Raw genomic sequence first — 12,612 nt, forward strand, 5'->3', positions numbered from 1 at the left:
TCCAAACTAGAGAAACATCTGGAAGTGTTTACTCGTTAACCGCTCATGGCTCTATTCGCAGCTACGGGAAGGTGATCTCTCCCCACTCCCCCACCTCACGAAGTAGGTGGGGGTCATTGAATGTGTAACTTAGCAATTTTTTCCATTTTTTCTTCAGTTTTATAGCAGTACGCAACGAGGTTAGGACATTTTGTTTCGGTGTTCGTCTGACAGTATAGGTTTTTAAAACCATAACTGATGTCCTAACGTGAATCCATAGCGCTATAGCCTACCGTTTTGAGCCTATTATATTATATCGCGCCTTTTTTTCCCGTCCTCCAAACCCCAATTGCCGTAAGCAAGTCGCATAGCGATATCGCGCTCTTTGATTCGCCGCCAGAAGCAGATGAGTGTTCAAGACATTACTGAACGCCTTGATCGCGAAACTGAAGGAGTGAGAACGCTTTTAGGGGCAATGAACTGATTTTGACCAATGAAAAAGCAGAGCGCGATCGCGATGAGGACAGTCTCTACGCTCCTAAGCTAAGACTGCTGTTGGTTGAGTTGGTTTAATTTTTGGGTCGCTTGATCCTGCGTAATTGGCTGAGAGAGGGGATCGCGCCTTTCCCATCACATCTAGCTTTTAGACCAAACTATATCGATCATCAGATACAAAGTCAAGAACCTGATTCATTGCCATCATTACATTTAATATCCTATCTATATTTTATAGTTTATTGATATCAATCACATTTAGCCAGGTAAGATAGAAAGAAATTCTCAAAGTTTAAAAGCTTGTAATCAAGATTTGGAGGGAATTATAAAAAAAGATCGAATTTTTTCGGCATGATGATCACTTTCCGATCAGCGCTGGGTAAATTACTTATAGAACTGAGAAAGTTAATCTTAATCACTACTAATTGGAGACTAAAATCATGAATTCAATCCTAAAATCTAAATTACTGTTCGCTCTCAACAAAAATAAAAAAGATAAAGGTTTCACTTTAATTGAACTGCTCGTTGTAATTATTATTATTGGTGTTCTCTCTGCGGTTGCCCTCCCTAACTTACTCGGACAGGTGGGTAAAGCCAGAGAATCGGAAGCAAAAAACGCAGTTGGTTCTTTCAACCGTGGTCAACAGGCTGCTTTCACAGAAGATGGTAGCTTTGCAGCCGTTGGTGGTACAGGTACTGCTGCTCAGGCAGCCTTGAATAGTGATTTAGGCGTAGGTCTGGAATTAGAATTCTACGAGCCTGATGCTCAAACCACTGGTCAGCTTCTCATGCTCAACTCCGACCGAGGTACTGATAACACCAGAGATTATGGTGGTGGCATTAACTATGACCCCGATGCAAGAAGTTTTACCACTGTAGTCTGCCGTATGGATGATGCAGCGGCTAACACCGCTATGACTGATAGTGAAGTCAGTAACGAAGCAGTTACTACAGGTACGGCTATGGCTTGTGCTAATAGTGCAAGTGCAGTTAACTAGAGTTACTCGTTACTTGTTGAAATTACGTTTGCTAATTGCATTCAAGGCATAACTAAGGAACTAAAGCAGGCATTGTGTGTAATGTCTGCTTATTTTTTTAAGCACTTCTTAACTTTCCATAAGTTATATGAAACACTCTAATGGTTACTACAAATAAATTTCATCAAGTTCCTCCAAACTTAGGGATTAGGGGGTTGGCATTATGTAGCAAAGTTTTATCAATTTCATATTACCTCGTTATCAAAGAAGCCAGAAATGGTAGGGGTTAGCAAACTATTGAATCTTTTATATTAGATTACTTGGAATAAAAAATAGGTGGATATTTCAAAGTTAGAGAAAAATAATCTGGGATTATTCCAATACTGAATTTAGGAGCAAAGACTAGATGAATTGCACTAAACTTAAACTCTATCGAAACTTAGTTATAAAAACAACTAATCAAGGTTTTACCTTAATTGAACTCTTAGTGGTTATTATCATCTTGGGAGTTCTATCATCCGTAGCACTACCGAGTTTATTAAATCAAGTGGGTAAAGCCCGCGAAGTTGAGGCAAAAGAAACTCTCAGTAGTATCGGAGTTTCCCAACAAGCATACTTTTTTCAAAAAGGAAATTTTGCAGATAGGTTAGAAAAACTAGACATCGTTGTTAATGGGCAAGAGTATAATTATCCTCAACCAAGCATCCATTCCAGTGGTAGTGCGACTCAAGTCATTCATGAAGCAGATGCGATTAATCCCATCAATAAAAATAAAAGAGATTATGCAATGGGGATTATCTACGATTCAGGAAGTTTTGAGGTTATTTTATGTCAAAGTAATGAACCAGGGGATGATGCGCTACCTTCTACAACAACAATCGGAACTTGTGATCAAGGGCAAAGAATACAATGAATGGGTCTTTAATCGCTAGAGGAATGACTAGATTGTTATTCACAGTCGTTTTGATTCTTGCCTGTGCTAGTGGTATTACTGGCTTGCAGTATCCTAATCTTAGTAAGAATCAACAAAAGAAAACTGATCAAGAATACCTCCGTCAAGAGCAATTAAAAGCGACTAATTTAAGTATTATTAATAATTTACCAAGTTTTGGCTTTAATAATTTAGTTGCCGATTGGCTTTTCTTACAATTTATCCAATATTTTGGTGATACAGATGCGCGTAAAGTCACAGGATACCAATTAATTCCCAGTTATTTCCAAGCGATTATAGAACACGATCCGCGCTTTGAATCTGCCTATTCAACCTTATCATCTCCTAACACGATATTTGCAGGCAAACCCAAACTAACCGTCGAACTTCTCGGTGAATCGTTAGAACATCTTTCTGCTGAAACTTCCAAGAAGGGTTATCAACTTTGGGTTTACAAAGCAACAGACGAATTACTTTATCTGAATGACGTTCCAGCCGCCAAATCTTCTTATCAAAAAGCGATAGAATGGGCGGAACAGTCCAACGAACCGAGTAGCAAAGGAATCGCTCGTTATGCTCGAAGAATGCTTCGATTTGTAGAGTCTAATCCTGATACAAGAGAAGGTCGTATTGGTGCTTGGACAATTATCTTAATGACAACGGGACAAGAAGCCGTTCAAAAAGAAGCAATTAAGGCAATTGAAGAACTCGGAGGTGAAGTCATAAAAACGCCTAATGGCAGAATACAAAAAGTAAGAGTAAAATAACAAAATCAATGACTAATTACTTAGCTTGAATTATTCTCTAAAAAGATGCTTTCAACATTCCCCCAAAATTGGGAGTGAGGGGGCATAATAACTAACAAATATTGAGTGCAGATGATTCACTATGATAGAAAATAAAATGTTATCAAATTGGGAAAAACAAGCAGTTGAACGCTTAGAAAAAGCTCAGTACGATGAACTTCTCAAGCTATGTGAACAAACCATTAACGCTGAGGAAGAAGGAAGCCTACCTTATTGGTATTTAGGATTAGCTTATTTACTCAAACAAGAACCAGAAGAAGCCCAAGCAATTTGGCTTTCAGGTTGGTTTGAAGCCCCAGGAGAAGAAACCAGCGACGAACGAACAGAGATTTTAGTTAGGGTTTTAGAAAAAGAAGCAAAACGACAATTCACTAAAGGAGCATTTTTAACCAGCGCTGAAATTAAAGAGAATATACAAGAAATTCAACCTGAAAATCTCAATAATACTTTATCCCTAATTAAAGACTTAATTAAAAATAAGACCTTTTCAATTGAATATCTGGAGCAATGGGAATTTTGGCAAAGATTAGAAGCTAACCGAAATCAAGCGATTGATGCTACTTTACTTGGAGATATTCTAGTTTATATTTTTGCTCATTTTCCTGTAGAAAACAAAGCAGGCTTAATGAATATTGCGTTTCAAGCAGTGGAAGACAAAACCACCTTTCTTAAGTCTGTAGTTGTTGCTGCTGGAAAAGTAGCTTACAAACAGTCTAAATATAAATCAGCGATTGAAATACTCCAATTATCGGAAAAACTGCAACCTGACTTTTTACCGACTTACCAATATTTATCTCAAATTCAAACTGATGCGGGTAAACACAAGCCCGCAATTGACGCAGCAGAAAAGTTAATTAAAAATAGTACAACACCACTAGAAACAACCGATGCAAACTTTTTCCTCTTGAGAGCTTTATTATCTTCAGGAAACTGGAAAGATATTCCACAAGTCGCTAAACAATACAAAAAAACATTAGAAGCAGTCTGTGATTATTATTCAAGTCAAGAAATTTCTAATGACCAATACATTGATGATGATACTGTCACCTTGCCTTTAGCGGCTTTTTATTTAAGCCAAGTTGAAGATAAGCCGAGACAAAATCGTTTGTTGCAAAATCAAGTAATTAATATTTTTCAAAAAATCTTTTTAGCGAATCAAGACAAACATCTCTCTTTCCCATCTCGTCAACCGATACCCAATAAAAGGTTAAGAGTCGGTTATATGGGTCATACCTTAAGATTTCATTCTGTGGGTTGGTTATCTCGATGGCTAATTAAAAACCATACGAAAGAGGATTTTCAGACGACTGTTTATTTAGTTAATCGCCGTCCAGATGCGCTAACGGAAGGATTAATTGCTCAAGTAGATGATTTTAAGTTGCTGGATCAAAACACTTATGAAAGCGCCGAACAAATTGCTAAGGATGAGATTGATATTTTAGTTGATTTGGACAGTGCTACCTTAACGGAAACTTGTCGCATTTTATCCCTTAAACCAGCACCGATTCAGATAACATGGCTAGGATGGGATGCCTCCAGTTTACCTGCTGTAGATTACTATATCGCTGATCCTTACGTTTTACCAGAAAATGCTCAGGATTATTATCAAGAGATAATTTGGCGTTTACCTCATAGCTATGTAGCAGTAAAAGGCTTTGAAGCAGGGATTCCCACTCTAAAACGAGAGGATTTAGACATTCCTACTGATGCAGTGATATATTTTAGCGCTCAATCCGCAACTAAGCGTCATCCTGATACAGTACGCTTACAAATGCAGATTCTGAAGCAAGTTCCCAACAGTTATTTTCTGATTAAGGGATTAGGAGATCAAGAGATTATTCGCGAGTTTTTTACTGAGATAGCCAACGGTGAAGGAGTTGATCCGAATCGTTTACGTTTTTTGAGTCGAGATGCCAATGAGTTAGCCCATCGGGCAAATTTAACAATTGCTGATGTGGTATTAGATACCTATCCTTACAATGGCGCAACCACAACCCTAGAAACCCTCTGGATGGGGGTTCCCTTAGTGACAAAAGTAGGAGAACAATATGTCGCCCGTAATAGCTATACCTTCCTGAAAAATGTCGGAGTAGAAGAAGGAATCGCATGGACAGATGAGGAATATGTGGAGTGGGGCGTTAAGTTAGGAACCGATGAAAACTTACGGCGGGATGTGCATTGGAAACTGCTTCAATCGCGAAAAACTGCACCGTTATGGGATGTGGAACAGTTTGTAACTGATATGGAAACCGCTTATCAGCAAATGTGGGCGAAGTATGTGGAACAAGTGAAAACCTATCCCGTTGCTGAAGAAGCCACTTCCCCAGAAGAGAAGCAGACTAAACCGAAGTTAAGACTCTTACATAACCTACCGCGCTGTGGTGGAACAATCATCAGTAAATGTCTCGCCACGATGGAGAATAACTTATTGCTGAGTGAAATTCATCCGCGAGGAATGGATATGTTTAACCCGCTTCAACAAGCCCACGACTGGTTTGATCTCCTCACAACTAAAGACTTCAACGAATTGGCAACCAGTAAACCTGTTTCCTTTGTGGATGCTATTTCTCGCATTCATCAGCGCAGCGAAGAGAATAACTGCAATTTAATTATCCGAGACTGGGCGCATTTAGACTTCTTTGGCGTTCCTTGGACAAACAACCTTTCCTATCGTTTAGATTTAGCCGAGACTCTCAAAACTCATTTTGATAACATCCAAGCTGCTATTGTTCGACATCCTGTTGATCAGTGGTTAAGCCTGTGTCGCTTAGAGCTTTTACAAGGAAAATTAAGCCTCGAAAACTTTTTACAAGGTTATCTCGAATTTGCCAAAATTGCCACGGAAATCGGCTTTATTCGCTATGAAGATTTTACTCATGATCCTGATACTCAATTACAGGCATTATGTGAAAAGTTAGAGACTCCCTTTGATCCAAACTACAAGGAGAAGTGGCAAACTTACAAGAAAATTACAGGAGAAACCGCTAGTCAAGGAGAAATCACACCGCAACCTCGTCGTCATATTGAACCTGAAGTCTTAGAAACCATCGAGAAGAATGAGTTTTACCAAGAAGCGATTACCTTACTGGGATATAGCGAAGTTAACTCTAAGTAATACCATTTTATCCCCCCTAACCTCCTCACTAAAGCTCCGGCTTTGAAAGGGGGGAAAAGAAAAGGGTTGGTGTGTAGTGCCAATTCTCTAAAACGGGATAATCATGATTCGGATTGAACAAAAGACCAACTTCCTTGTTCAGATTTGATTACCTGATATTGGTCTAAAGAATGTGCTTGATAGATGGGGAGTTTGTCAGCTTGTAACTGGGAAATTTTATCTAAATTTTCAGCTTTTAATTGTAATCGACCTTGAACGTGGCGTAATAAAGGATTCCAGTCTCTTTGATCTAAATTTGCTGTAATAGCAATCTCCATTTGTTCACTAAGATCAATTTCCTCTTCCATCATCAAATTCATCGCAACACTAGAGAGAACTAAGTTCGCATCTTCTTCCGATAAAGTGTCCGTATCAATGACTAAAGTAATCTGACTAACATCAGGATGACTTGAAATGGCTTTCATTACCCTAGCTAAATCAACTAATAGTAATAGTTGCTCTTCTGGCTGATTCCAACCGGGAAATATAATTAAGTTAACTGGTCGCAGTTTTAATTGTTTCTGAATTGACCATTTATAAACCAGTGGGTTTTGAGAACATTTCACTAATCCATAGTTGGCAAAAATACGCTCTAATAACTGAGACTTAAAGATGTTATCAGCATAATCAGTAATCACTAACTCTTTAAATTCAAAATCGTTGAGTAAATGATCAATTCCGATTTGATAAAGTTCAGGAATTGTCAAAGCAATGAAATTCCATGATTGTTCTTTTGGAGAATCTGTCCAACAAACTTGTTCAAGTACATCATATTGAGTTAAAATTTGCTTAGTTTCAGTTAATTTGGCTTCATTATCTTGTAATAGATAAATATCCAGTCGGGGTAAATCAACTAAATCGCAAATAACCCTATAATCAACCTTTGTAAAAAACAACCCCTGAAGTTTTGGATCAACGCGATGCCACTCTTGAATATACTCATAAATCGCAATTCGACTGTTAAACTCTTCTGTATTTTCACTAACTGCATAAATACTTCTTTTATCCCATTCAGGATAGCAGTAAGGCTCAATTTCTTTGCCATCCATATAATCAAGAATACGCTTCACATTTAAATCAGGGCGATAATTTTCCCAGAAAGCCTTTTCTCCTTCTTTTGCAATTTGTCTGGCTTCCTCTGGATGTTGAGAATAATAACTAATTTTATTTAATAAGTCTATTTCATCTTCATAAGCAACAAAATGTTTTCCCTCTTCTAATACAGCATTAAGTCTAGCTTGTTTACTGAGACGATCAGTGAGTAAAAAACCACCACTGGATAATACCTCAAACACTCTCATGTTGAGATCACCATTAAGGCTAATATTTAAATTGATTAAAGAATTAGCATAAATTCTGGCAGCTTCTGGACGTAATGCTTTCTGTTGATTAAGCACAAATCCAGCCTCCTTAACCTTATCTAAAATGTATCGACGATAAGGATGAAATTGTCTTACCTGTCCCACAAAACTAATTAAATGTTCGTAATTTTCAGAAGTAACTTGAGGATAGGGATCAATATAGAATGTAGGTATCCAAAACACTTTATCAAATCCTACTTCTTTGAAGTAATGTAGGTGATAAGGATTAAATAGGGACATTACAAAATCAAACTTTTCCTCCTTCGCGTAACTTAATAAAGTTTGAAGAGGATTCCGTAGATGATGGGTATCGCCAACAATTAGTAATTTAGGACAGTTAAACTGATCAAGATTAACGGGAAGAACCCGCCTGGCAGCATCTGCTTTAACTACTATTAACTCTGGTTGTTGTTGTGAAGAAGGTAATTGTTGTTTGACATAACCAACATCAAATATGCCAACAGGAATTTGTATATTTTCTATAATTCCATCATCTTGAGTTTTAGTTTTACAATCAGGACTGCAAAAAATCTCATTTTGTGAAAATATAATTTGCGGATAAAAGTTACGCGGATTTTGTAAAAATAATAAGGTATTGAATGATGGATAGTTATTAATATCTAACTTGTTTTGATATTGAGATGTTTTAACCGATAACTGCCTATTATTTTTTGCTAGCAATGGTTTTTCAAGTACAGCTAATATACCATTATTGGTAAAATTTTTTTTACCTTGATATCTTTCCTCTAACTCTTTTTGAATTTGAGGATCGATCTGAGATTGAAAAGTCAAGTTTAATTGACTGACCTGAAAAGAACTCTGGTTAATAAACTCGATATAGTCTTCTGTAAAGAAACGATTAATAAAAGGAGAATTATAAATATAGTACACCATTCGATCTGCTGTTTCTTTATCGGTAAACTGATAAAGATGCTTACACATCGTAGGTGGACTCATTCTTAAATGCCCCCAAGGTGGAATTGGAGAGTTACCAAAACTGTAGTTATTTCCTTGTTTATCTGTAATTTCTGGAAGGTGATGACCGTCATGGGCTGACCAAATAGGAGAAAACATAGAAAACAGCTTTCCCCCAGGCTTTAAAGCCAAGTACATCTTTTCTAAAGCGGCTGGAAACTTTTGGATATGTTCAAAAGCAGCAATAGAAAACACCAAATCATATTTTTCGTAATATTGGGATGGTAAATCCTCAATATTTTCTAAAAAAAAGTTATATCTTCCCGAAAGAGTTGATGAACTAAACTTATATTGTTGAATATCATTTATTTCTGAAATTACTGTTCCCTGATGAGTAATTCCACCTGCTTCTTTCAGATCAATTTCATATTCTGGAGTTTCTAGACCAGTCCATGAATTAACATTCAAATAATCAAAAACAAATTCTTCAGGTAAACTGCCACCAACTTCTAAAACATCCTTTCCCTGAAAGCCTACTAAGTTTTGGCAAGTGTAAGCATAACTAACGTGATAAGTTAAATTAAATTTAGCTTGGCATTCAGCTATTGTAGATTGATCAAACTGATTACTCATTATCACTGGTAGAAGTGTTCTCTGTATAATTAATTTGTTGCTGAAGTTGAGCTAAAAGTTGTTTATAGTTTCCTTGTTCTGGATTTAAATCTACTAACTTTTCTAATGGCTGAATTGCACCTTTGTAATCCTTCATATTCAGTCGAATTTGCACCAACCCTTCTAAAGCATTTTCGTTATTCGGTTCGCGCTCTAAAACCATTTCATAGCCATTTTCTTGCATTTGTAACTGCTCAAGCTGTTGTTGATTGGCTTGACGGGCTTGTTGCTCTTGCTGTTGGCTGGTTCGCATCCCCTCCGCTACCATTCCATGAATCTGAGACCCCATAAAACCGAGAAAAGCCAACCCGCTAATAATAGTGACAACCCGCTTAAAAGGAGACATTGACGTGCGAGACGACATTGTTAACTATCCTATTTTTTGACTTCGTTCCACCCTCAGCATGCCCTAAATAAAAGGTAAATCGATCACTGTTTAGGGAGAGAATTTGGAAAGCGCGATGACCTCGAAGCCATCGCTGTTCTTGAGATGAGCTTTCATGTTTTTTGAGGATTTTCGAGATCGCGCCACACTTTTTACTTTCTCTGCGTGATGCACCTCCAGCGGCTGAATCAAAGATTCAATCATTTATTGTTTACAAAGAAATAGGTGCGCCATATCGTGCTGGCTAAATATTTGACTGTTGTAACCAAACTTCCAAATCATCCTGACTGGAAAACTCTAATAACGCCTCTGCTAACTCCTCTAACTGAGATACATCTAAACCTCGAATTTGCTTAATCAGATTTGTATCTAATTCCCCAAAACGGCGATTGAGGAGACGTAAGATTAACTCTAGTTTTCCTTCTTGTTCGCCTTCAGCATAAACATCTTGATAAAAGCGAGTTTGTTTGATATCAATATCAGTAAACCCCAACATTTGTTGAATCTCCTCCCTGGTTAAACGAGGCAACTTATATACAAGGCTGTCGGTTTTCAAGGTTTTTAGTCTTTAACTCTATCATTCGCCTAAAGTAATTGGGAGCACAAAGGATGTTGCCGATAACCATCAGAGGATAGGAAATTTCATGACTACGCTTGGGATTAATTTTATACCAGGAGCGCGATCGCGTGATGCAAAACCGATGGAAATTGGTTGCAAATGTATCGAACTTGCCATAGTGTTCTCTGCGCGATCGCCTCTGACAGTGAATTGAAGCATCAACTGCGCTTGCTAAACATTTGATTGTTGTAACCAAGCTTCCAAATCATCCTGACTGGAAAACTCTAATAATGCCTCTGCCAATTCCTCTAACTGAGATACATCTAAGCCTCGAATTTGCTCAATCAGATTCGTATCCAATTCCCCAAACCGGCGATTGAGTTGACGAACTACTAATGCAACCGCTTCCTCTTGTTTTCCTTCACCATAAACATCTTGATAAAAGCGAGTTTGTTTAACATCAATATCGCTAAATCCCAACATTTGCTGAATTTCCTCCCTACTTAAACGGGGCAACTTATATACTATGATAGTTTCTACCAACTCCAGAATTTGTCTTTGACTCATTCCTTGTTCAATTTCCTGTTTCGCTTGTGTCACTAATTCTCTAGCTTGATTCACTGCCGTCTCTTCCGGCAAAATCACTAACTTTAATAAAGAAATGCCAATACTATCTGGATTGTCTTCCAACTCATCCAGATAAACTCGTTGAACTCTAGAGCTTTCTAGCAATTCTGTATAATGCTGAGTTTCTCCAATATCCACTCTTCGAGTGGGATAAATGACCACACTGCGCCAACGTTGAGAGGGTTGATACTGGCGGAGATACAGAAAAATTTCTCCAAATAAACGACTGTAAAACTCCCTTTCACCAGAAAACTGCACTTCCACAAAGAAAAGGGGGGATTCTGCATCATCTTGAGGTGGTGTAAATAAGCCATCGATGCGAAAGGCAGTTTGTTTAATTTCTACCGAACGAAACTGGTATTGTTCACTGTTGGTAACAGAAACATCAATCAGTTCAAACAACAGAGAAGGAAAGTTTTGGAATAAACGATAAAAAAGGCTGTCGGTTTTCAAGGTTTTTGGTTTTTCACTCTATCATTTCTGATTAGCTTGTTTTTAATTCTCTCTAGAGTTTTGGTGTTAATTTCTCACCGGGGCGATGTGCCTACGACGCCGGCTTGCGCCATCGCCCGAAAGCTGCTGCTAGACGCGATTGATGCGAAGCATCACTGCCAGAGGCAATCACGTCTTAGCGATTACCTATTGTGGGAAGCATGATTTGGGTGGCGAATCAAAAATTCCAGGACTGAAAGTGATGGAGAAAGGATTTCGATCAAGCACCAAATGATCAAACTTGTTATGGTGTTTCCTGTGCGATTGCCTCTGGCAAGGAAGCATAGCTTTCATCGTTTATTCTTTAAGAAAGGAACAGGAGCGCGATCGCGTGGCTGGATTAATGATTATGGAATTTGTTCTCTGTGGTTGGGAGAAGAAGCAGAAATGGAGTTTGAATGGAGTGCAGAAAAAGCAAAGATTAACTTAAAAAAGCACAATGTTTCGTTTCCAGAAGCTGGAACTATCTTTAATGACCCACTTTCCTTGACTTTTCCTGACCCGGATCATTCAATTGAAGAAAGTCGCTACATTATTATTGGGATGTCCCGTTTAGAAAAAGTTTTAGTTGTTGCCCATACAGACCGCAGAACAAACATAAGAATTATCAGTGCTCGAAAAGCAACTCCAAAAGAAAGGAGGTTTTATGAACAAGGAACAGAATAACGAAATGGAAGATGAATTGCGCTCCGAATATGACTTCGCTCAAATGGAAGGAGGTGTCAGAGGCAAATATGTTGAGCGATACGGCACTGGAACTAACTTAGTTCGGTTAGCACCTGATGTCGCTTCCGCTTTCCCAAATGAAGAAGCGGTTAATGAAGCCTTGAGAATGCTAATTAATGTTGCTCAACGCTATCAGTCTAATGCCTGAAGCAATTTGCCAGTTTCAGCATTGCTTGCAGAAAAAGCGATGGTGCATTGCTGACCAACGGTCAAAGATTACGCCTTCCTAAACGGAAGGCGTAATCTTTGACCTTCATATTTTTTGAAGATTTTCGCGATCGCGCTACACTTTTTGTTTTCTCTGCGCGATGCGCCTCCGGCGCCAGCAAAGCTATCGGGGCTATAACCAACTTTCCCACTTAGCCAAACTAGCAAAACCTTATCTTATCTGGGAAAAATCCTGTTACAGTTAATTCCCCCCTTCAAAAAAGGGGGGTTAGGGGGGATCATTTTACAGACCAGATCAGATTGCTATCTCTTAATTATCATAAGACAAGTAGATTTCGGGGAACCGCCATGAATTATTTACCTTA

11 protein-coding genes are annotated in these 12,612 nt (G+C 38.2%); 6 read left to right on the plus strand and 5 right to left on the minus strand.

Features of this window, described 5'->3' with window-relative positions:
* Positions 1–914: 914 nt before the first annotated feature.
* From GVY04_23675 to GVY04_23690, 4 genes are all read left to right on the plus strand, one after another.
* Complete coding sequence (locus tag GVY04_23675; protein NBD19016.1) at positions 915–1,472, plus strand: prepilin-type N-terminal cleavage/methylation domain-containing protein; 558 nt, start codon at positions 915–917, stop codon at positions 1,470–1,472.
* A gap of 385 nt (positions 1,473–1,857) precedes the next feature.
* Positions 1,858–2,364: a prepilin-type N-terminal cleavage/methylation domain-containing protein gene (locus GVY04_23680; protein ID NBD19017.1), complete on the plus strand. Its 507-nt coding sequence runs from the start codon at positions 1,858–1,860 to the stop codon at positions 2,362–2,364.
* Positions 2,361–3,149 (plus strand): hypothetical protein, encoded by a 789-nt coding sequence (locus GVY04_23685; protein NBD19018.1) that lies wholly within the window; start codon positions 2,361–2,363, stop codon positions 3,147–3,149. The genes GVY04_23680 and GVY04_23685 overlap by 4 nt, the downstream gene beginning before the upstream one ends.
* A gap of 136 nt (positions 3,150–3,285) precedes the next feature.
* Positions 3,286–6,303 (plus strand): O-linked N-acetylglucosamine transferase, SPINDLY family protein, encoded by a 3,018-nt coding sequence (locus GVY04_23690; protein ID NBD19019.1) that lies wholly within the window; start codon positions 3,286–3,288, stop codon positions 6,301–6,303.
* A 101-nt stretch (positions 6,304–6,404) separates the two neighbouring features.
* Here the strand turns inward: GVY04_23690 and GVY04_23695 are convergent, their stop codons facing one another.
* The 4 genes from GVY04_23695 to GVY04_23710 all read right to left on the minus strand — a co-directional run bounded on the left by GVY04_23695 (position 6,405) and on the right by GVY04_23710 (position 11,314).
* On the minus strand, positions 6,405–9,251 hold the full coding sequence (locus GVY04_23695) for a glycosyltransferase (GenBank protein ID NBD19020.1): 2,847 nt from the start codon (positions 9,249–9,251) through the stop codon (positions 6,405–6,407).
* A complete protein-coding gene (locus GVY04_23700) occupies positions 9,244–9,654 on the minus strand; it encodes a tetratricopeptide repeat protein (GenBank protein NBD19021.1) in 411 nt (136 codons plus the stop codon). Before GVY04_23700 ends, GVY04_23695 begins: the two co-directional genes overlap by 8 nt.
* A 265-nt stretch (positions 9,655–9,919) precedes the next feature.
* A complete protein-coding gene (locus GVY04_23705; GenBank protein NBD19022.1) occupies positions 9,920–10,171 on the minus strand; it encodes a DUF4351 domain-containing protein in 252 nt (83 codons plus the stop codon).
* A gap of 294 nt (positions 10,172–10,465) precedes the next feature.
* Positions 10,466–11,314 carry an Rpn family recombination-promoting nuclease/putative transposase gene (locus tag GVY04_23710; protein NBD19023.1) on the minus strand — a complete coding sequence of 283 codons (849 nt, stop codon included), beginning with the start codon at positions 11,312–11,314 and terminating at the stop codon, positions 10,466–10,468.
* Positions 11,315–11,740: 426 nt separating this feature from the next.
* Here GVY04_23710 and GVY04_23715 point away from each other — a divergent pair, with 426 nt between their 5' ends.
* Positions 11,741–12,019, plus strand: coding sequence for a BrnT family toxin (locus GVY04_23715; GenBank protein ID NBD19024.1), 279 nt, complete (start codon positions 11,741–11,743; stop codon positions 12,017–12,019).
* Complete coding sequence (locus tag GVY04_23720) at positions 12,000–12,227, plus strand: hypothetical protein (GenBank protein NBD19025.1); 228 nt, start codon at positions 12,000–12,002, stop codon at positions 12,225–12,227. Before GVY04_23715 ends, GVY04_23720 begins: the two co-directional genes overlap by 20 nt.
* 68 nt (positions 12,228–12,295) lie before the next feature.
* Here the strand turns inward: GVY04_23720 and GVY04_23725 are convergent, their stop codons facing one another.
* Positions 12,296–12,454, minus strand: a complete 159-nt coding sequence (locus tag GVY04_23725) for a hypothetical protein (protein NBD19026.1) — start codon at positions 12,452–12,454, stop codon at positions 12,296–12,298.
* Positions 12,455–12,612: the final 158 nt, after the last annotated feature.

Source organism: Cyanobacteria bacterium GSL.Bin1, assembly GCA_009909085.1.
Lineage (GTDB): Bacteria > Cyanobacteriota > Cyanobacteriia > Cyanobacteriales > Rubidibacteraceae > Halothece.